This window comes from Methanobrevibacter sp. 87.7, assembly GCF_002208625.1.
GTDB lineage: Archaea > Methanobacteriota > Methanobacteria > Methanobacteriales > Methanobacteriaceae > Methanarmilla.
The window spans coordinates 1-23183 of the sequence record NZ_MRCT01000007.1 but is presented as its reverse complement, the minus strand read 5'-3'; the positions used below and the strand labels follow the sequence as shown (position 1 = coordinate 23183).

18 protein-coding genes and 1 pseudogene are annotated in these 23183 nt (G+C 23.5%); 12 read left to right on the top strand and 7 right to left on the bottom strand.

The annotated features are described in order from the left end of the window. Positions 1 to 165: 165 nt before the first annotated feature. The 5 genes from BGI41_RS00780 to BGI41_RS00755 all read left to right on the top strand — a co-directional run bounded on the left by BGI41_RS00780 (position 166) and on the right by BGI41_RS00755 (position 7411). Positions 166 to 819 (top strand): hypothetical protein, encoded by a 654-nt coding sequence (locus tag BGI41_RS00780; RefSeq protein ID WP_088538351.1) that lies wholly within the window; start codon positions 166 to 168, stop codon positions 817 to 819. A gap of 815 nt (positions 820 to 1634) precedes the next feature. Beyond that, positions 1635 to 2777, top strand: coding sequence for a right-handed parallel beta-helix repeat-containing protein (locus BGI41_RS00770; protein WP_088538349.1), 1143 nt, complete (start codon positions 1635 to 1637; stop codon positions 2775 to 2777). 136 nt (positions 2778 to 2913) lie between these two features. Further along, positions 2914 to 5439: an Ig-like domain-containing protein gene (locus BGI41_RS00765; RefSeq protein WP_088538348.1), complete on the top strand. Its 2526-nt coding sequence runs from the start codon at positions 2914 to 2916 to the stop codon at positions 5437 to 5439. 427 nt (positions 5440 to 5866) lie between these two features. Then, the gene (hypE, locus tag BGI41_RS00760) at positions 5867 to 6877 is read left to right on the top strand and encodes a hydrogenase expression/formation protein HypE (protein WP_088538347.1); all 1011 of its coding nucleotides are present in this window, start codon (positions 5867 to 5869) and stop codon (positions 6875 to 6877) included. 111 nt (positions 6878 to 6988) lie between these two features. Further along, positions 6989 to 7411, top strand: coding sequence for an RDD family protein (locus BGI41_RS00755; protein WP_088538346.1), 423 nt, complete (start codon positions 6989 to 6991; stop codon positions 7409 to 7411). Between the two features lie 317 nt (positions 7412 to 7728). On the opposite strand, the gene BGI41_RS00750 is transcribed toward BGI41_RS00755, so the two are convergent. Next, positions 7729 to 8364 (bottom strand): thermonuclease family protein, encoded by a 636-nt coding sequence (locus tag BGI41_RS00750; RefSeq protein WP_088538345.1) that lies wholly within the window; start codon positions 8362 to 8364, stop codon positions 7729 to 7731. Positions 8365 to 8594: 230 nt separating this feature from the next. Between BGI41_RS00750 and BGI41_RS00745 the strand changes: the two genes are divergently transcribed. From BGI41_RS00745 to BGI41_RS00735, 3 genes and pseudogenes are all read left to right on the top strand, one after another. Next, positions 8595 to 9299 carry a PD-(D/E)XK nuclease family protein gene (locus tag BGI41_RS00745; RefSeq protein WP_088538344.1) on the top strand — a complete coding sequence of 235 codons (705 nt, stop codon included), beginning with the start codon at positions 8595 to 8597 and terminating at the stop codon, positions 9297 to 9299. A gap of 437 nt (positions 9300 to 9736) precedes the next feature. Continuing rightward, positions 9737 to 10947 (top strand): annotated as a pseudogene (locus BGI41_RS00740) (ammonium transporter). 237 nt (positions 10948 to 11184) lie between these two features. Further along, entirely contained in the window at positions 11185 to 11523 is a 339-nt protein-coding gene (locus tag BGI41_RS00735) for a P-II family nitrogen regulator (RefSeq protein WP_088538343.1), read from the top strand. A gap of 372 nt (positions 11524 to 11895) precedes the next feature. On the opposite strand, the gene BGI41_RS00730 is transcribed toward BGI41_RS00735, so the two are convergent. Next, complete coding sequence (locus tag BGI41_RS00730) at positions 11896 to 13074, bottom strand: hypothetical protein (protein ID WP_088538342.1); 1179 nt, start codon at positions 13072 to 13074, stop codon at positions 11896 to 11898. Between the two features lie 208 nt (positions 13075 to 13282). Further along, positions 13283 to 13498 (bottom strand): zinc ribbon domain-containing protein, encoded by a 216-nt coding sequence (locus BGI41_RS08485; RefSeq protein WP_233126281.1) that lies wholly within the window; start codon positions 13496 to 13498, stop codon positions 13283 to 13285. A gap of 705 nt (positions 13499 to 14203) precedes the next feature. On the opposite strand from BGI41_RS08485, the gene BGI41_RS00720 reads away from it, so the two are divergent. From BGI41_RS00720 to BGI41_RS00705, 4 genes are all read left to right on the top strand, one after another. Further along, positions 14204 to 15403 carry an amidohydrolase family protein gene (locus BGI41_RS00720; RefSeq protein ID WP_088538340.1) on the top strand — a complete coding sequence of 400 codons (1200 nt, stop codon included), beginning with the start codon at positions 14204 to 14206 and terminating at the stop codon, positions 15401 to 15403. An 84-nt stretch (positions 15404 to 15487) separates the two neighbouring features. Then, on the top strand, positions 15488 to 15919 hold the full coding sequence (locus BGI41_RS00715; RefSeq protein WP_088538339.1) for a universal stress protein: 432 nt from the start codon (positions 15488 to 15490) through the stop codon (positions 15917 to 15919). A gap of 127 nt (positions 15920 to 16046) precedes the next feature. Next, complete coding sequence (locus BGI41_RS00710; protein ID WP_088538338.1) at positions 16047 to 16895, top strand: CBS domain-containing protein; 849 nt, start codon at positions 16047 to 16049, stop codon at positions 16893 to 16895. Between the two features lie 216 nt (positions 16896 to 17111). Then, entirely contained in the window at positions 17112 to 17624 is a 513-nt protein-coding gene (locus tag BGI41_RS00705; protein ID WP_143744745.1) for a hypothetical protein, read from the top strand. Positions 17625 to 18684: 1060 nt separating this feature from the next. Here BGI41_RS00705 and BGI41_RS00700 read toward each other — a convergent pair. The 4 genes from BGI41_RS00700 to BGI41_RS00685 form a co-directional block, all read right to left on the bottom strand. Beyond that, positions 18685 to 19749 carry a 7-cyano-7-deazaguanine synthase gene (locus BGI41_RS00700; protein WP_088538337.1) on the bottom strand — a complete coding sequence of 355 codons (1065 nt, stop codon included), beginning with the start codon at positions 19747 to 19749 and terminating at the stop codon, positions 18685 to 18687. Positions 19750 to 19944: 195 nt separating this feature from the next. Next, on the bottom strand, positions 19945 to 20598 hold the full coding sequence (locus BGI41_RS00695) for a TfuA-related McrA-glycine thioamidation protein (RefSeq protein WP_088538336.1): 654 nt from the start codon (positions 20596 to 20598) through the stop codon (positions 19945 to 19947). A gap of 121 nt (positions 20599 to 20719) precedes the next feature. Beyond that, positions 20720 to 21952, bottom strand: coding sequence for a YcaO-related McrA-glycine thioamidation protein (locus BGI41_RS00690; RefSeq protein WP_088538335.1), 1233 nt, complete (start codon positions 21950 to 21952; stop codon positions 20720 to 20722). Positions 21953 to 22400: 448 nt separating this feature from the next. Beyond that, positions 22401 to 23027, bottom strand: coding sequence for a site-2 protease family protein (locus BGI41_RS00685; protein ID WP_088538334.1), 627 nt, complete (start codon positions 23025 to 23027; stop codon positions 22401 to 22403). Positions 23028 to 23183: the final 156 nt, after the last annotated feature.

Here is a 23183-nt window from a genome sequence, read left to right as displayed (position 1 = left end):
AATATAATTTCATAAATCTCCAATTTTATAAAAAAAATAAAAAAAACAAACACAAAAATTAATAATATATAAAATAAAAATTAATAATAGTTAAGTATATTTAAATTTTTTTTCAAAAAAAATAAAAAAAATACAAGATACTTAACAAAAATTAATGGTGAATTTATGAAAAAATATAGATTCTCTTTAATCATATTATTATCAATAATCTTAATAATACTCCTATCAGGAACATGTTTTGCTATTGATAATAATACAAGTAACGAAAAACAAAATAATTTAAATATTTCAAACATTAATACACAAAATAATTATTCCCAAATAACCCCATTAGAAATAGAAAATAACAAATATTACATTTCAAACAATGGAGACGATTCAAATGATGGAACAATCAACCATCCATTTAAATCAATAAAAACAGGAATAGACAAATCAAAAAACAACTCAATAATATACATAGACTCTGGAACATACACCGGAAACAAAAACTCCAACATAACAATAAACAAAAACCTAAAAATCACCTCCTACAACGGAGAAGTCATCATAACCGGAGAAAACAACCAAATTTTCAAAATAACAAAAAATACAAACGTAATAATCAACAACTTAACATTCAAAAACACAAAAACAAACACCAACGGAGGAATAATCTACTCTGAAGGAAACTTAACAATAAATAACTCAAAACTCACAAACAACACAGCACAAAACGGAGGAGCAATCTACTCCCAAGGAAACTTAACAATAGATAACACCAAATTCAACAACAACTCCGCACAAATGGAGGAGCAATCTACTCAAACTCAAAACTAACCATAACCAACTCAGAATTCACAAACAACAACGTAAGCTTCCTAGGAGGAGCAATAAACAACAACGCAAGCAACCTACAAATCAGCAACTCACAATTCAACAATAACTCCGCAAAAAGTAAATCAAACCAAAACAACGGAGGAGCAATAAACAACATCGGAGACAACTTCAACATAACAAACTCCACATTCTACGGAAACTACGCAAAAAATACAGACAAATTCAAAAACTCAGAACTCTACGGAGGAGCAATAAACAACGAAGGATTATACTTCTACGCAAAATCAAACAAATTCATAAAAAACTACCTAGAAATCAGAACAAACCCCGAATGGTATGAACTTTGTTTAAACGCAACAGCAGGTGGAGCAATATTCATACTAGGACATGATGCAGAAGTCATAGACAATGAATTTATAGAAAACAATGCACACTGTAAATATTCAAACAACATCGTAAGCATATATGGAAACAAATGTTTCGGAGGAGCATTATACATTGTATCTCTCTCCAAAGAAAAATACAAAACAGGAATCAAACTAATAAACAACACATTTACAAACTGCAGCTCCGCAAATGGAGCAGTAGAAGTATCAGCATACAATTCAATAGTAATAAACAACACATTCGACAACAACAAAGCACAATTCAGAAGTTCATGCTTTATAACATTCGACGATAACCTTACATTTGAAAATAATACCATAATAAACAACAACGACACAAAAAACAAAGCTGAAGCTTGCGTTTACATACATTCTAATAACGCTAACATAAAAAACAATTACTTCAAAAACAATGATAATTCCTATAAAATGGATGAAAAAACTACAATTGAAAAATATGCAATTTATTTCTTTAACGATGATTATTATAATAAAACTAAAACTAATATAACAATTACAGGTAATGAATTTGATAGTAATTATGGAAGTATTTATCTATATGGTCACAATGGAGCTAACATAACAAACAATAAATTCCTAAACAACAAAGGTGTAGGAGTAGACACATATGTCGGTTCAAATATCACAATTACAAAAAACATATTTATAAATAATACTAATGAATTTTATAATGGTGGATCATGTATTAATTTAAATAGTCATAATTCAACAATTTCTGATAATTTTTTCCTAAACAATACTGGAAAATATAATGGTGGAGCAGTTGCATTAATTTGTCCAGAAGATGTAAACCTTACAAATAACCTATTTGTTGGTAACTCAGCACAAGATGGTGGAGCAATATATGGAATTTATACAACTGGATATCACATTTCAAATATATTCATAGGAAATACTGCAGAAGTACCTGACCATGAAGAAATGTACTTCCAATATTCTTATCCAGAAAGAAATAACACCATTGCTAACAATGGAAATATTGACTTACTCAAAGAACATATCAATAAAATAAATGAAAAATATAATTCTAGAAGAATAGACTATAATGAATACTTTAAAGAAATTAACAACATAATAAACCAATACATAAACAATGAACTTCCAGAAATAAATGAAAACACCAATACAACAACAAACAATACAAACACCGAAACAAACAATACAAATACAGAAACAAACAACAACACAAACATACAAACAAACAATAACACACAAAACAATAACAATATTATAAACAATACAGAAAACAATAATAATGTTATAAACAACAATAATACAAAAAATTATAGTAATTCATCAGATAACTCCAATAAAAACAATCCAGTTGGACTTGGAAAAACAAGTGCAATAAACCTTGGATACGTTTCAAATATGCTTTCAAATAACCAAAAAGAAGAACCATCAAAAAGTTCAGAAAAAGCATACGAATTAAACAAAAACAAAAACAATCCAAGTACAAATAACAACTACATAATCTATTCAATCATATTACTAATCATTGTAATTAGCTTAATGGTTTATGGATTAATTAAAAGAAAAAGAAATATTTAAATTTTAAAAATATTTTTTTTATTTTTTTTATTTTTTTAATTTACAACAAAATAATATAAAAAATAATAAAAATATCATAAATTAATCAAATATAATTTAAATTTTATAAAATTTAATTTAATTAATAGGTGAGAATATGAAAAAGATGTTTATATTAATTGTTTTTTTAACATTAATATTAAGCATGGGTTGTAGTTTCGCTTCAGATATAAATGATAATCAAAATTATACTGCAGTGAATACTGCCCCAGTAGATAATAATAATCTAACTGTAATTAATACAGATAGTAATGAATTAAAAGATTCTAATTCAGAAAATCAGTTAAATACAAATAATAATGAAATAAAAGATCCTAAATCAGAAAATCAATTAAGTCCTAATACTTATGAAATTACTGATGATAATTATGATGAGTATTTTAATTCAGAAAAAGGAGATGAATACGGATACTTATTAGAAAATTCTACAATTAAAGATGGAGATGTAATAAAAATTGGTAATGTATCTAAAAAAATATTTTTTATTACTAAATCATTAAACATTACTTCAATATCTGATGATAGTCTCCTTACAGATAGTATTATATTCTTAAGAGAAGGAAGTGAAGGATCTAATGTAACTAACTTACATTTCGAAAATAATGCTATAACCAATTCTATATCACGTGAGATGGTAATTGCTATTACAACTCTTAATACAGGTAATATATTAATTTATAATAATACTATATCAAGTATAAAGAATTTTGCAATGAGTCTTATAAATACAACAAATTCAAAAATAGATCATAATAAAATTAGTACCTATAATCCAAAGGCAAGCGCTAAATGGGGTGGAAAAAGTACATTTTTAATTCATTCTTCTTCAAATAATATTATATCAAACAATGAATTTGAATCCAGTGCTGCAAATTGTATATCATTCAAAGTAGGATTACCAAGACATACAACTAATGAACATAGAGCAATAAAATCAGATAATAATACAATTGAAAATAATACAATAAATGGAACAATTGGTAAAAATTTAGCAATGTGCTGGCTTATATTTGTACAAAATGATGGAGCTAATAAAATAGGAACTATATTTATTAGAAATAATACAATAATAAATGGTAATAAAGGAATATATGCTCCAAATCTTGTAGAAGGAACAGAAATTATAAATAATAAAATTATTAATTGTGAAAATGGAATAGAAGTATGTAATGCAAAAGTTGAAAATAATACAATCAATGTTGATAAAAATGCTATTATTTCAAGTAAAGATACAATAATTAAAAATAATAATATTACCACACCAAGATTAGGTTTATTGATTAAAGATACAAATATTACAATATTAAATAATAATTTTAATATAACTGGTAAAGATAACTATGCAATAGCAATTGAACTTGATAAAAGTAATATTACTATTAACAATAATACTATAAACACTTATTATGGTATCGCAACAAGACAAGGAAATTTAGGTAATATTAGTATTATAAATAATACAATAAATAGTGAAAAATCTGCTATTTACATGACAGGTACTTTAGATTCAATAAAAATTAATGAAAATAAAATTAATGTATACAATAATCAATCTACTGAAACCGGTATAGTAATAAATGGAACTAATAATTCAGAAATTAATAATAATATTATAAAAACAAATGGAGAATATGCAATTGTAACAGAAGATAATATAACTATTAAAAATAATTATCTTACTGGAAATACTAATCTTGCTGAAGATGCAATAAGTCAAGTAAATGAAAATGTTTCAGATAATTATCCACATAGAATAGCATATAATTTTAACACTGATGAAAAAGGAAACATTATAGCAAGAATCTTTGATAATAAAAATAATCCACTTAGCAATAAAACTGTTACCTATTTAATTAATGGAACTCCATCTTATAAAACATTAGTTACAGACAAAGATGGTAAAGTAAATATAAGTGATATTTATGGAAAAGTAAATTTAACTGTAATAATAACAGGTGACACATCTAGATATATAGGTGATAAAAATATTACATTTACTGTTAAAACAATTAGAAAAACAGAAGAAAGATTAGCTACTAAAATTGTTTCATATGATTTTAATCAAGTTGCAGTTGATTTTTATAATGGAGAACGTGGAGGATATTTTGTTGCTCAACTTCTTGATGAGAATAATAATCCTTTAGCAAATAAATTGGTTCAAGTTGGTTTTAATGGTGTTGCATATAAATTAATTACTGATAGTAATGGTTTAGCTAAACTTCAGATTAATCTTGCATGGGCTGGTATTTACACATTTGCTGTTGCATTTTTAGGTGATGATGATTATAATGGTAGTTTTGTTGTAAATAAAATTACTATTAGTAAAAAAGCAACTTCTTTAGTTGTTCCAAATAAAAGATATGCAAGTAGTTCTAAATCTAAAATTATTACTGTTACTTTACAAGGCCAAAAAGCTGTAGGCTCAGGTCATGTTAATGGTGTAGGTAAAACTGTTAAAGTTACTGTTAATGGTAAAACTTATACTGCAAAAATTAATAGTAAAGGTGTTGCTACTGTTAAAGTTTCCATTACTAAAAAAGGAACTTATACTGTAACTACTAGATTTGATGGTGATTATGGATTTAATTCTAAAGTAACTACTTCTAAATTAACTATTGTATAAATAGTGTTGTTAGTATGTTTTTAGTAAGAATTTTTCTTATTAAAAACATATTTTTTATTTTTTGATAATTATTTTTCTTCTTATGTTTATTTTTTTAAGTTTGTAATTGATTTTTTATTTTAGATTTAAGTATTGTATATATATGTGTAAATATCTATTTTTATAATCATGTTTATTAAATTAAATTATTAATTTATCAACTAATTATTTCTTACTTTTAATTTATTTTATCAATTTAATTTATTAATTATTTAATTAAATACATTAATTATTGAGTCTTTCATATTATGAACTGTTATTTTTTATTATACTTTAATTTTTTATAAAATATTTAAATTAATTTCATTAATTATTTAATAGGGTAAATATAAACATTATCTTATATTAAATAAGAATTATTTTTTTTAAAAAAATACGAGGAGATACTATGAAAATTGGAATGAACCATGGTGCTGGTGGAGAAGTAATGGAAAGTCTCATTAAAGACACTATTTTATCAAATATTTCTAAAAAATCAGTTAACGGAGGTATTGGTTTAGACTCTTTAGATGATGGAGCAACTATACCTATTGGTGATTATGAAATTGTTGTTACTACTGATGGACATACTGTAGATCCTCTTTTCTTCCCTGGTGGAGATATTGGAAGAATTGCTGCAGCTGGTACTATTAATGATGTTTCTATGATGGGTGCAAAACCTCTGGCAATTACTAATGCTATGGTTGTTGCAGAAGGATTTGATATTGAAAACATGGATAAAATCATGAAGTCAATGAATGCTACATGTGAAGAAGCTGATGTTGCACTTGTTGCTGGTGATACTAAAGTAATGGAAGCTGATAAATTAGATGGTATTGTTATTGCTACTACTGGTTTTGGTATTGCTAAAAAAGGTGAAATTGTAAGAGATGCAGGTTTAGAACCTGGTGATAAAATCATTGTAACTGGTAGTATTGGTGACCATGGTATGAGTCTTATGTCCTTTAGGGAAGGTTTTGGTTTTGAAACTGATTTAAAATCTGATTGTGCTCCTATGTGGAATCTTGTTAAAAAAGCTCTTGATGTTGGTGGAGTAACTGCAATGAAAGATCCTACTCGTGGTGGATTTGCAAATGCAATTAATGAAATGGCAGATAAATCTGGTGTAAGAGTCGTTTTACAAGGTGAAGATATTCCAATTAAAAAACAAGTACATGCTGTTTCTGAAATGCTTGGAATAGATCCATTAGAAGTTGCAAATGAAGGAAAAGTTGTAATGGGTGTAAAAGCAGATAAAGCTGATGAAGTTCTTGAAGCAATTAAAACTGATAAATATGGTAAAGATGCTACAATTATTGGTGAAGTTGTAGAAGGTAAACATGTTATTATTGAAACTCCTGTAGGTGGACAAAGAATTCTTGAAGTCCCTATTGGAGATCCTGTTCCTAGGGTATGTTAATTATAAGTAATTAATTTTTATAATTAATTATTTTTAATTTTTTAAAAATTTAATAAATGATTAAAATTATTAGATTTTAAATATTAATTAAATATTTAAATGAGGTTTATTATGGTAAGTTTAATGACTAAAAGGACTATTGCTTATATTTTAGACTTTTTAGTAGTTTCCGCATTTATGTGGCCAATATCATTTGTATTATTTACATTTTGTAATCCTTTCTATAAATATCAAATATATCATTATTTTATTGTCGTAGCTCCAGTATTAATTATTATATACTTTGTTTTCTGTGAAAAAATTAGAGGTGCTACTGTTGGTAAATTATTAATGTTTATAGAAGTTGTTGATGGAAATGGAAATAGAATTTCATATAAACAAGCTATTATTAGAAATTTATCTAAATTATGGTGGTTCCCAATAATTTTTGATTTAATTATTGGACAATTATATGGAGATAAACATGAACGTGTTTTAGGTCAATTATCTCATACAAAAATTATTAATGAAGATAGATCAAAATTTGATTTATAATTTTTATTATTTTTTACTTATTTTTTAAAAATATTTTTTTTTTAAATGTTATTTTTTAGGTAAGAATTAGTTTTTTTATTATATTTTTTTTACTAGATTTGTTTTTTTATTAGGTAAGAATTAGTTTTTTTATTATATCTCTTGGTAAAATTTAGTTTAGATAAAAATTAGTTTTATATTTGTGTTTTAAATTTTTTAATTAAATTTTAACTAAATATATTTTAATTGTTTAATTGTTAAAAAAATAGAAAAATAAGTTTTTAAATTGTATTAAAAAATAAATTATCTAATTAAATAGAATAATTTATTTTATATATCTATGCATATTTTGGATTTACTTTATAAGTACCAGATGGTAAACCAAGACCTTTTTCGAACTCAGAAGGTGGTATATACATTACTTCTGCTAATTGTTTAACAAGAAGCTGTTGATTTAAGTTTTCATCTTGTTCATCATAAACAATTGCAAGAGTTCTATTATATTTATCATGAGGTCTAGCATCATCTACATCAAGATAAACTGTTTTATATAAACATTTTTCTTTAATGTAGTCTTTAGCATCATAATATCCATCTTCACCTTTTTCAGGTGTGTTTACACCTACAAATCTAACCTTTTCATTACCACCAATACCTTCAACACGTATGGTATCTCCATCGATTACTTTATAACAATATCCACTAAGTTCATGTCTTACAGGAATTCCATAATGACTATCTGAATTTTTACTGGTTTTGCTATAAGCAGAAGCATTTGTGCTACTATTATTTACAGTAGTATTCTTATCTATATTACTACCTGTATCGTTTGTATCAACACTATTATTTGTATAATATTGATTATCATCAATAGAGTTTTCATATGCGTCATAATTATGTGAATTAGCGGCAGTTATACATAATATTGCCCCAATAATTAAAATGATTATTAAAAATCCAGTAGTTTTTTTCATGACTATATATTTATCTTTGTAAACTATTTATTTTTTATTATTTATTTATAATAATTTTAATATATTTGATGAATATTTTTTTCTTATTTTACTATTTTATTAAACTACTAGTAATCTATTAGTTCTAAATTTTGTTATATTAAATATAATAATATTTTTTCTTATAAACAATATTTAAATAAATTAAAATATAAAATATATTTAATTAAATAATTTTTAAGAGGTTTATAATGGAAAATAAATTAATTAATAATTATTCCAATTATGATTATGAAAATTATTCTAATTTTAAAGGTGTTCAAGTAATTAATGGAGTATTGAACTTTCCTATTAGTTGGTTAAATATTCAAGGATACTGTGAATATTCTTTATATCTTCAATATGCTAAAGGTATTCAAGTTCCCTCTACTTTAGCAATGAAAAAAGGAACTGAAGTACATCAAAATCTTGAAGATAAATTTAAAGAAACTGCAAAACCAGCTAGTTTTAAAGATACTTTAAAAACTTCTAAAGAAATTGAAACAAAATCAAGAGAAATGTTTATTATAGAACCAGAGTATGGTATTAGGGGTTATATTGATGAAGTTCAAATGACACCTGATGAATTTATAATTATTGATGATAAACCTGGAACTAAGGCTTATCCTTCACATATTAATCAAGTTAGGGCGTATTGTCTTGCATTTCAATCTATGGTTAATAAACAGTCTAATGGAGAAGATAATCGTAGAATAATTGGTGCATTACGTCAAAGAGGTACTGATAATATATTTTATACTGAAGTTTTTGATGAAGATGTTAAAAATAATATTATATATCTTATTAAACGTATGCATGGTTTAATTGAAGGTTCTAAACCATTTATTCCAACTAAAAATCCTAATAAATGTAGAAGTTGTAGATTTAAAGATAAATGTGAAAATAATCTTTCATAATTATTAGATTTTCATGTTTTTTTTATGAAAATTGATTTTTATAATAATTTATTTAAATCTTTTTTAGATTTTTTATGAATTTTTTTCATATTTTCTTTAAAATATTATTATTTTTATTCAGTATTTTTCCGAAAACTTTATATACTGTGAAAACAATCTTATTATATCGGAACATGGTTTCCGTATTCCGACTATGATTAAAAAATTTTTAGGATTGGTTAAAATTTTTTAGGTATTTAATGAGAATTTCGATTTCGAATATATGTTTTTGTTTTAAGAAATTTAGTTTGAAATCTTTTCCTTTAATAAAAAGTTTTTATTTTAAAATGCCCTTTTAAAAATTCTTTTTGTATTCTAATATATTTGGAATTTAAATTCTTATTATATATAGTTGGTATTTTTATTTATTAATTTATATTTATAGAGAAGAAGATATTATGGTTGTATTAAATCCAGGTGATACTGCATGGACACTTGGAGCTACTGTTTTAGTACTTCTTATGAGTATTCCGGGTATTGCCTTCTATTATGGTGGTTTAAGTAAAAGTAAAAATGTTTTAAATACTATGTACCTATCACTTATAGCATTTTCTATTGCTAGTATTATATGGGTATGTTATGGTTACCAATTTGCATTTGGATCTACAATTAATGGTCTAATTGGTGCTCCTCAAAATTTATTTATGTATGGAATTGGTATTGATCAATTAACTGGTACAATTCCTACTATACTATATGTAATCTTCCAGTTAACTTTCTGTGGTTTAACTGCAGCATTGATTTCTGGTGGTGTTGTTGGAAGAATGAAAACCTCATCTTGGGTAGTCTTTATTATTGCATGGGTTACTCTTGTATATGTCCCTGTTGCTCACTGGGTATGGGGAGGAGGTTGGTTAATGAATATGGGTGCACTTGATTTTGCAGGTGGTACCGTAGTTCATATAGATTCAGGGGTAACTGCATTAGCATTAGCTCTTGTTCTAGGACCTCGTAGAGATACTTCATTATTACCACACCATTTAGGTTATTCTGTTTTAGGAGCAGGTTTCCTTTGGTTCGGATGGTTAGGATTTAATGGTGGATCAGCTTTAACCGCAGATGGTCTTGCTGCTTCTGCTATATTAGTAACAAATATTGCTGCTGCTGCAGCATTAATTACATGGGTTGTAATTGATAAAATTAAAGAAGGAAAACCAACTGTACTTGGTGCAGTATCTGGTGCTGTTGCTGGATTAGTAGGTATTACTCCTGCAGCTGGTTTCGTTGATGTTCCTGCTGCAATTCTTATTGGAATCGGTGCTTCCTGTGTTTCATACTTTGCAGTATACTACCTCAAACCTAAATTTGGTTATGATGATGCATTAGATGTATTGGTATACATGGTATGTCTGGTTTATGGGGTGCTATAGCTACTGGTATATTTGCATGCCCTTTAATAAATAGTGCTAGTGGTTTAATTTATGGTAACCCTAATCAAGTTGTAATCCAAATTATTGCTGCAGTTGCTACAATGATTTATGCATTTGTTGTAAGTTATGTCCTTGCTAGAATTATTAAAGCTACTATGGGTATAAGAGTAGATGAAAAAACTGAAATTGAAGGATTAGATAAACAACTTCATGAAGAATCTGGATACAGATTGGTATAAACAAGTAGTATTTGAAAATATATCTTCTTTGATTATAAGAAGTAATGGAGTTTTTAAAACTCCTATATCTTCTTATTAATTTTAGAAGAGAAGTATGATAATAATTTCATTAGAAAGAGTAAATAATTAATGATTTAAATTTATTATTTAAGTTGTTAGTTAACTTATTTTTAATCTGAAGTTATATTATATAAGAAATTTATAATATTAATTATAATAATATAGAAGGTCATAAAAATGAAAAGAATAATTGCTATTATCAGACCACAAAAACTTGAAGATGTTAAAAAATCTTTAGAGGCTATTGGTTGTAAAGGTATGACAATTACCGAAGTTAAAGGAAGAGGTCAACAATTAGGTACAAAAGAAACTTATAGAGGTTCTAGTTATTGTATTGATCTAATTCCAAAAACACGTGTTGAACTTGTTGTTTCTGATAGTGATGTTGAAGATGTTATAAAAGCCATTTGTGATGGTGGTAGAACTGGTGATATTGGAGATGGTAAAATATTTGTCTCTGCAGTTGAAGAAATTATTAGAATTAGAACTGGTGAACGTGGAGAAAATGCTATTTAAGTAGTATTTTTTCTTTAATTTTTTAATTATATTTCATTTATCATGTTTATAAATTTGTTTGGTTAAAATCATTGTCTTACCTTTATTTTGATTCCTTTTGATTATTTATTGATTGTATTTTTGTTTTATTTTAACCAAACATTTTTATTATTTATTACTTGTTTTTTATAAAAATGCTTTATATTTTTAAGTATTGTTTTTTTAATTTAATTAAGGATTATTTTGTCTAATTTTTATATTTAATACTTAAATTAGTTTTTTAAAATTAGTTTTTTTTGGTTTTGTTGTTTGTTTTATTTTTTTTGTGTTTTAAAATTAGTTTTTTATAATTTTTTTAGATTTAAAATATTTTTTTTTTAAAAAAGGGGTTTTTTATGATTTTTGAGTATTTTCTATTTCATAAAAATCATAAGTTCCTCTAAGATAATTGTAATATTGGATTAAACTATCGTAAACTTTATTGAATCCAATAAATGCATTAATTAATTTTTTTTGATTTAATTTATCAAATGAATAAGTTTTAGAACATATCCAATGGAATCTGTAAATATCATAAGTTTTTGATAATTTTTTAATTTCCATTGTTTCAGGTTCTGAAATATTTTTAAATTCACATTCAGTATTTTCTCTTTTGAGAGCACTAATTAATGCTTGTCCAATTTTATTACTTTCATTTGCATTATTGATTCTATCAATATCTTGTGATATGTAAAATTTAATATTTCTTGTATCACATTCAAATGTAATACCTAATATTAATCCATTTTTATAAAATATACTTGTAGATAATTGATTAAGATCTTTTGATAATTCTGGAGTCATTGTATATTCATTATTTGCGTTATATATTGATAATCTTAAATCTTCTGGAATATCATTAAATACATATGTTAATATTTCAATTAAATCGTATTTCATATAAGTTATTAATTCATATGATAATTTAGATTCTATAAAATCATCTTTTTCAATTGGATATAACTTAAATATTTTTTCAATATCTTTCATTATATCAATATTATTAAAATTTGTATAGCTATATAATAATTCAGTATAAATATTAATTAGATTATCTATTTCATCAATAATGATATCTTCTTCAATATTACTAATTATATTGTGGAATTTAGATATAATGTATACTTCAGTAATATCATCCCAACATGATGTACCATAATAATTACTTAATTTAGTATATCCGTGAGGAATATCCTCTATATTGTCTGCAAGTAATCTTACTATTTCATCACCTACAAATTTTGTTGTATCTTTAAATTTAGTCCAATCATGGGCAATATATGTTAAAAATCCATTTGATTGAGGATCTATTTTTATTTTAACACAAAAATTAATATTAAATATTCTTTTACTAAATATTTCAATTTCTGGTTTTTCGTTATTAGTTATTATTAAAACATTTGTTTCAGGAAATGTTTTTTTAATTTCACTTTTAATGATTAAACATAATTCTGATATTATTTCATTAACTTCTGAAGTTTCATTATTATTTTGTAGAATATCAATTATTCCATTAATACAATCGATTATCATTTACTTTTCTCCGTTTAATCATTATTTTTTTATATTTTAAATTTTAATTTTAATAAGATAATTAATATTATTTAAAATATCTTATTTTATATCTAATTTATTTAAAATTTTTATTATATTTATAATTTAATAAGTATTTTATAAGTAATTATTAGTTTAAATTAATATTTATTTAATAATTTAAGTATATTTAAGGTATTATTTTAAATTAATATTCATCTACATGTATACCACAGTATGGGCATATTTTAGTCTTATCTTTTAATTTATTACCACATTTTGGACAATATTTAGGTATTTTAAGTTTTTTACTTTTATTTGGTTTATTATAAAATTCTTTTTTAATTTTTTCTAATTTTATTAAAGAATCAGGATTCCAATTATTTTCCATTAGTGTTTTTTTAGCAAAATATGCTTCTGTCATTGTATCATATTGTCCAAAGTTATTTTCACCTTTTATTACTGTGAATTTATTTGTTTTATGATTAAATTCTATTTTTCCTTCAATTTTTGATTTATCAATGGTGTTCTTAATTTTTCCTCTTGGTCTTTTTTCTGGAAATGGAGGTAATTCTTTGTTTTCATATTTATTTTCTAGATCACATTCTACAAGTAAATCATAATCAAAATTACAGTAAACTAAACAATCTCTTTCATATAATGCATCACTTAGTTTGCTGAATTCTCCATAATCTTTGTTATTATGTTTTATTCGATAATGGTCTCCTACACGAACTATGAATCTGTAAAAATATCGAATATTTTTAGTATTTATTAGAACACCTTCTTAATTTAAGAATATTATAATTTTCTATTTTATTTATATATATCTTATCTTGAATTTTCTAATTAATCTTTCTTATTTATTTTTTAATGTATGATTTTTTATTTATTTTTTAATATTGTTTTATTTTTTAAAAATTTTTATTTATTTTATAATATTATTAAAATAATTTTTTCGTGTTTTTTTCTTATTTTTCTTATTTTTCTTATTTTTTTGGTTTTTCTATTGATTTAATTTTTTGTTTTATAACTTTTTTTTAAATCTCTTTATTTTATTGCTATACTAATTTAATTTGTTTTATTCTTTTTTAAAAATTTATTAATATCTTTTTATAAATTACATATTATGTTAACTATAGCTAATGCTTTAATTTTAAAAGGTTCTAATCTTAATCCTTCTAAGGAAAATATTGTAATTGATAATGGTAAAATTATTGAAATTGCTCCTGAAATAAAAGAAGGTAAAATTATTGATTGTACTAATTGTATAGTTTCTCCTAGTTTCCTTAATGCACATGTTCATATTGGTGATTCAATTATTAAGGATGAAGGGGATGGTTTAAGTTTAGATGAAATGGTAAAACCACCTAATGGAATTAAACATAAAGCTTTAGAGAATACTAGTGATGAAGAGATTATTAATGATATGGAAAAGTCTATGTGGGATATGTTACATAGTGGAACAAGTCATTTTATAGATTATAGAGAAGGCGGCATTAAAGGTGTTAAACTTTTAAAAGAAGCATCTTTTAATATTCCAATAAAACCAATTATTCTTGGTAGGGATAATAGTTTTTATGGAGAAGATCCTGATTTAAATCTTGTTAAAAGAAATTTAAGGAAATTATTAAAATTTGCTGATGGTGTTGGATTAAGTGGTTTTGGTGAAATTTCTACTGAAGTTGCAGAACTTATTACAAAAAAGTGTAAAAAATTAGGTAAAATATCATCAATTCATACTGCAGAATCTAATGAGGCTCAAGTTAATTCAATAAATAAAACAGGATATACTGAAATTAAACGAGGAATTGATGCTAGTTTTGATCAGTTAGTACATTGTACTAATGCAAGAGTTGAGGATATTTCTGAAATTAGTAAATCAAATACAAATATTGTTTTATGTCCTCGTGCAAATGCTACATTAAATGTTGGTATTCCACCAATTGATAAAATTCTTTCTCAAAATATTATTCCATTTATAGGTTCAGATAATATAATGTTAAATAGTCCAAATATTATACGTGATTTAGAATTTATATTAAAATTATCAAGAGCATATTATAAAAAATATTTTAATCCTAAAGTATTTTTTGAAATGGCTACAGTAAATCCTTATAAATTTAAAGATTTAAATTCAAATTTATATGGATGTTTAAATAAATCTATAATTAAAAAAGGTTTGGATGCTCAATTAATGATTTCTAATCAACTTTCAAAAAATCCTTATCTTAGTATAATAAATCGTTGTGATACACAAAACATATTACATATAATGAATAAAAATAAACACATAGATTATATTAATAAACAAATATATAATATTTAATTAAGATTTTTTTCAATTAAGTTTTAATAAAAATTTCAAAAAAATCTTTATTTATATTTTATAAGTTTTATCGGAGATGTTGTTATGTATAATAAAATATTATTACCTACTGATGGTTCAAAATACTCTGAAAATGCTGCTAAACATGCATTCTTTTTAGCAGAAAAATCAGGTGCTGAAGTTGTTACCTTAAGTGTAATTGAAAATGGTTTTTCAATTGGTCTTCCATCTGATGATACTATCTATGAAGTAAATCAAATGCTTAAAAAAGAGAGTAAAGCAAATATTGATAGAATTGAAGAAATTAAAAATGAATATGATAGTAATATAAAACTTACTCCTATGGTAAAAGAAGGATCACCTGCTCCAGTTATTCTTGATGTTGCTGAAGATGAAAATATTGATTTAATAGTAATTGGTAGTTCAGGTAAAAGTAGTTTTGATAGATTTTTAATGGGTAGTGTAGCTTCAAAAGTAGTTAAATCAGCTAAATGCTCAGTTCTTGTTGTAAACTAATTTAATATTCAAATATAGTAATATTTTATATTACTACTATTTTTTTCAATTTTTAATTAATTTTTCTTCTTTTAAAAACTTATGAAATATTTATTAATTTATTTATGAATTTTATAATGGTGTAATTATGATAATTAAAAGATTAGTGTCTAAAAATGTAGTGTACGTTTCAGTACCTGGAAATAGACATAAGGCTTTAGATTTGATGAAAAAAGAAAATGTATCTGTTGTACCTGTTACAAAAGGAGATACTAAAAAAGTAGTTGGTATCTTAACTAGGTCTAATTTAATTAATAATCCTGATGAGGAACAAATTGCTCTTTTAATGAGTAGGAATTTAGTCACTGCAAAACCTAATGAAGAAGTTACTACTGTTGCAAAAAGAATGTTAGAAAATGATGTTAGAAGAATTCCTGTTGTAGATGATGATGATAATCTTGTTGGTATTATTACTTCTTTTGATCTTGTAACTTCTGCACTTGCTAAATTTGATGTTAATATTCCTGTTGAAAAATACATGATTACTAATGTTCCTACTACCTGGGATAAAACTCCTTTAAATGTTGCTTTTGAATCTATGAAATTCTTTGGTTTAAAATCAATTTTAGCTTTAAATGATGATTGTAAATTATCTGGAATTTTAACTGAAACTGATTTTATTGCTGAAAGTGAAATCATTTCTGAAAGAACTGAACATAGTTCTACTGTTGGTACTGAAGGAGATAAATGGTCTTGGGATAGTACTTCAATTCTTTATATTGAAAAAAATCATCTTAAATTTACTGATAAAGTAGTTGGAGATGTTGCAACAAGTGATGTATCAACTGCTAATAGTAAAACTAAAGTATCTGACTGTGCTAAAAAAATGAAATCTGCTAATATTGAGCAAATTCCTGTTACTGATGTTGATGGTGAAATTTTAGGACTTGTTCGTGCTAGTGATTTATTACAAGCTTTTGTTGATAATGAAGATTAGTTTTTTTAAATTTATATAAATTTAATTTTTATTTTAAATAATTTATTATTTTTTTAATTTTTAGAATCTGCAGGGCTGAGTTTCTTTGTGGTTTTGTGGATTGTGTTTGTTGGATTTTATATGATTTATAATTTAATTATATTTTTTATAATTTAATATCTTAAAACTTATAATTTAATTATAATATTAATTTTTACTAATAATTGGTGTAAATAAATGTCATCTGAACCTATTTTAATAATTAATACATCTAATTTAAAAATTACAGTTAGAGCTAGAATTGATGATTATTATGTTGAAAATGATATTCTTTTAAATCCAATTTTAGCTATGTATAGAAGAAATGGAGATAATATTGTTAAAAGCTTTTTAGATTTATTTGAGTCTGTTATTAAAAGAACAATCAATGAATTTATGCCTCATAAATCTTTAAATCTTAGTTATAATTATATTGCTGATGATGATTTAGATCATGCTACAACTTTATCAATTAATTTATTAAATGTTGAAGCAGATGATGTTAAATTCCGTATTGATAATGGGGAATTTACTATTTCAAATCTTAATGAAGAATCTTCTGAGGAAAAAGTTCCTATTGATAACAGTATTAATCGTGTTATGGAAACTCCAGATATTGTATTAAAAAAATATAAAGAGATGTATGATAAACGTCAAAAAGAATTAAAAAATCAGAAACCTAAACGTCAATATGTAGGTGAAAATTTATAATTATTTTAAAGTTTTTAATTAAATTAATTATTTTTGTTTTTTCTTTGTTCTATTTGATTTATTTTATATATTCTTATTTTATTTTTTACTTATCTTTTTTTATTTTATTTTATTTTTTTCTAAATTATTTTTATTTTTTAATCTTTTTATTACTTTTTTTAATTTTTTTACTATTTTTTAATTTTATAATTATGTAAAATTTTTAGGTATACCTAAAAATTTATATAGTAGAAGATACTATTATTATCTATGAAATTTAGGTATTCCTAAATTTTTTATTATTTCTAAAAAAATAGATTTAATAATAAGTTAAAAAAATTTGTAATTTAAATAGTGTTTATTTGGTTAAATTTATATTAATAAGTATTTTATTTATTGTATACTTTTAATTATTGGTTAAATTTATATTAATAAGTATTTTATTTATTATGTAAGTTTGATTATGTAAATATGGTAAATATATTAAATATTTATTTAATATATTAGTTGTTGTATGAATTTATTATATTTGTAAAATTTTGTTTTACAAATGGAGGTGATTATGACTTAATTTAATTCATAGTATATCTTAAATTTATTTTTTGTATAACCTAGATGATCTTTAAATTAGGATATGATATTATGTATTAAATTTTTTAGTATAAATTAATTGGGAATATTTAAAACTTTTAAAATAGTTTAATAAATTATTATTAAAATATATGATATTGTAAATGTAATATTTGTTTTAAATTTAATTGGTCCTTAAATTTTTTAGTTAAAATAAAAATCAATAGTTTAATAGTATTTTTATTAAATATTATAGTTATTTTAAATTTTTTAAATATTATGAACAATTAATTTAAGAAAAAGTTAAGCTAATTTTATAATAATGTTATTATACAACCATAAATCTTTTCTGATTGTTTTTAAAATAATTTATTTAGAATATAATTATTTTATTTACTACTTTATTTTTAAAAATAAGATTTAATAATCTTATTTTTATTATCCTCTAAATATTACTTGTTTTTAAATGGATCTTTTTTTAGTTTTTTTTAGAATTTAAGTATTTTAAATATTAGTTATTATCTATTTTTCTTCTTATTAAAGGAAGTAATTTCATAAGAATTTCTTCTCCTTCTTCTTGGCTATTTATTCTACGTAAAACTACTTTTCCTGTTTCGAATACCGTAATATTTTGATTATTTATATTAAACATTAAAACTCCCATATCTTTAGAGTATTTTACATTATCAAATTCTTTATCAAATTCTTCTTTTGTTTTTTCAACATCTATTTTATAAGGAAGTTCTCTTTCAAACATTATTTTATTATCTTCTTCTTGACATGGTTTGTAGATAAATAATTTTTTATCCTCTTTTTCAATTTTAGATATATTCAATGCTATCTTATTAAAACTAATAGCTTTAAGTTGAAGTTCAATAAGTTGAATGATTCTTTTATTTAATAATTTATCAATATTATCTGTTTCTATAAGTGCCATTCCATCTATATTTCTAACCTTAACAATATCATTTTTAGTAATATTTTTTATTATTCTTTCAGCAGTACTTACTTGATTAATATTTTTATGTGTTAATTTAGTGTTTCTTTTAATTCTTGTTGCAAGACAAGTTGTTGATTTTAAGTAGTCAATATTATTATCTTCAAGATACTTTAAAACATCTTTTGTTTCCATTTCAGATTCTACAAGCGGACTTAAAATCTTATTTTCATATTTTGCTATTACACCTGGTCTATCTTCTACAAGATCAGACATATTAGTTCCATCAACAATAATATCTATATTTTCATCATTTGCAACTTTTTTAATTTTACTGTATAAATATTCTCTGCAAATTAAACAACGATTACTGTTATTTTCACAAAAAGATTTATTTTTCATTAAATCTTCTTTTACTATGATATGTTTAAGATTAAATTTTTCTGCTTGTTTTTCTGATTCTTTTAAAAATTCACGAGGTAATACTCCATTATCAAATGTAATTAAAATAGCTTTATTACATACTTTACTTGCAATATCTGCTATTAATGAACTATCTGCTCCTCCTGAAAAACATACTCCTATATTTTTATCTTTTAATATTTTTTTAATATTTTCTATTTTTTCAGTATATTCCATAATTATTACCTTTATTTAATTTTAAATCGTGTTTTGTTTATTTTAAAACTTTAATTCGATGTTTTTTTAATATTTTTTTGTTTTTTTAGTATTCTTGTTTTTTTAGTATTTTTTTTGATTTTGGTGTATTTTCTTGTTTTATTTTTTTCTTATTTTTTGATGTATTTTCTTGTTTTTTTTAAATATTTTACTAGTTTAATTATCCTTTGAGATTTTTTTAATATATTTTAGCACATCTTTAGCATCTTCAGTTTTAATATTAACACTGTGGTTAATATACCTTATTAACTTATTTTTTTTATCTTCACTTAAATTACATTCTTTAAATATTCTTGGATAAGTTCTATGTGGATAATAAATATTTTTTGCAGTTTTAAGAAAATCTTCTTTTTCTTTTTCTGTTATTATACCTTCTTTTGCTGCACCATTTGCTTTATATTCTATATTTACATATGCTTCTGATAAAGGTTCATATGTTTCAGGATCAAGAATAACTGCAACATCATCATCTGATTTAATATTACCTTCTACATATTGTTTATAAACATAACCTATTCCAATCATTCCCATACTATCAAGTTCTGATGCACGTAATGCTCCCATACTAGATCCACCTACTACTGTAGTTCCTTTATTCATAGCAGCTATAATTTCTTTGTGAGCAACTGCAGGAGTATGTTGGAATTGGCCATCTATTATTCCAATTATATCTGGTAGATTATTATTATCAACCATTTCTATAATATCTCCTCTTTTAATAGGTGGTCTATAATCGGCATCTAATATTTTTTTAGCTTCATCAAAGCTTAAAGATAATCCAGTATAAACAACTATTTTTTTATTACTCATTTTTATCACTTTGGATTATTATTTTTTATTTTAGGTATCTTATAATTTTTTATTTTAGCTTTTTTAGTTTTTAAACGTGTTTTTTATAGTTAATTTTTAAAATCAAAATATAATTATATGTTTAATTTTTGTTTAATTTTCTTACAAATTTTAAATAACGTTTTCCAAGTCTATCTGGATCTATTGTATAAACTTCTGCACCAGGTATTATTACACGACTTGCACTAACTCCGATTTCAGGTCTTGTTAAATCGGTATATAATATTTTATCAAAACCAACATCTTGAAGGTGTGTTTTACATTGTTCTATATCTTTTTTAATTGATGTAGTACCTAAATGATTCATATCTTTAATACTTATTTTTTCATCATCTTCTTCGAAATATTGATGATTAATTCTTTTCATACGTTCATATCCTGCTTTTCTCATGAAATTTGCTCTAGTAGTATCTTCTCTTGTTCCATGAATTTGAGTAGCTCTACTTTGTGCAACTTCTGTAAGTGCTCTAATAATTGCAATATTTGGGTCAAGATGTGTTCCTACACCTAAACATAATAATGCAGGGTCTTTTAATATATTATCATCACTTGATACAGTAACTGTTGGTACTCCAATATCATTTGTAATATCTATTAGTTTAATATTAATTGATTCAGAATTGAATTTTTCGAGAAGTTCTAAAATTATTGGATTAGTAATAGTATCAATATCTATTTCTTTTCCATTTTTATGTGTTAATTCAAATATACTCCATGCATCTCTTTCAATAACTTCAAATATCCCATGTAAAACTGCTTCTTCAATAATATTTCCTGATGCAAGACCATTTGTATTTCCTTTAAATATTGCTTTTGTTTCCTTATTATGAGGTATGTATGGATGGAATATAGCATTTGCTGGAACATAATATTCTTCTTCACTTATAATGTCTATTGCAGGATACCATTCTAATTTAATATTATTAAGTTTATCATTATCAATATCTTTAGGAAGATATAAAGTTCTTGGATCTATATATTTTTCAGTCATGTCTTTTATAGAACTAACTAAGAGTTTATCATAATCTTCCTCTTTCATTTCTGCAGAATATCTTTCAAATCCTTCCATTATTGCAGAAGCTTCTGCTTGTTCATCTTTAGCACCTTTCCCTGCATAGACACTTACACTTCCACCTTGAGCACTTGGTCTTATTGCAGAGAATACTGGAATTCCTATTCTATCAAGGTCTGTAATATTTGTTATACGAGTTATACCTGCTGTTTTTAGTTTGTCTTCATTGTGTTTTATTGTTTCAGAAGGTTGACAAATTCTATGGCCTCCTTCAAAATATTTAAGTTCAATATCTGAAAACATTAATTAATCACCATTATTTTAAATTATATTTTGATTTATTAAGCATATTTTTATTTGTTAATTTATTAGTATATATTTTATTTTTTTAGTAAAAATTAATATTTTTTATTGTTAAATTTTATTATTTTTTTAGTATTTTAGTTAATTTTTTTAGTAAAAATTAATATTTTTTATTGTTAAAATTATTTTTTAGCTATTTATATAAAAAAATATTGTCTATTTTATGTAATTTTTATTTTAAAAGAAGTTTTTTGTGTTTAAATGTGGATTTTTTTTAGTTTTGTGTATTTTTTTATTTTAAAAGAAGTTTTTTGTGTTTAAGTGTGTATTTTATTAATTTTTTTATAATTTTTATTTTAGAAAAAGTTTATTTTTAAGTATAAATTTTATTAAAATTAAAAAAAAGTAAATTATTTCATTATGAAATAATTTTTAATTTAAATTTTATTTACATTAACATGTTTAATCCACCAGTATAGGAGATATATACTAAAAATCCTGAAAAAAGGATTGTAATTAACCATATTATAGGATTCCAGTTAAATACTTTTGTTCCATCTAAAACACTAATAGGTAATAAGTTAAATAATGCTAAAAATGCATTTACTGAAAATCCAAGGTAAGCTACTATACCTACAATTATATAACTTGCTGAACCAACTAATAAAAATGTTTTTAAATTAAGTAATATTACTAAAAAGATTAATGCAAGTATAATATTTGTAATTGGGCCAACAATTGATATAATACCATTTTCTCTATCATTCATATTATATCCATAAATATATACTGCACCAGGTGCAGCGAATATAAATCCGAAAAATGAAGTAATAAGAGAAATTATTAATCCTATTGGTGAAAGTTTAAACTCTGCCCAGTATCCATAATGTAAGGCAGCAAATTTATGTGCTAATTCATGTAATATGAAACCTAATCCTACACCTATAAGTACCATTGGAAATATACCGATTATTGAACTATAATTATGATTTGAATAAAGTATACTAAAACCTAATGAAATTACTACTAAGGAGATTATAAGGTCTCTTATTTCATTTCCTGTAATTTTAAACATAAAAAGTATATTTCTTATTTTAATTATATATGTTTTACTAATATTTCTGAAATTTATATAATTTTTTTATTGAAATATAATTTTTATTTAATTTTTTTTATTAAATTTTGTGGTTTTTATTAAATTTTAAAGTTATATATTAATTTTTTTCTATTT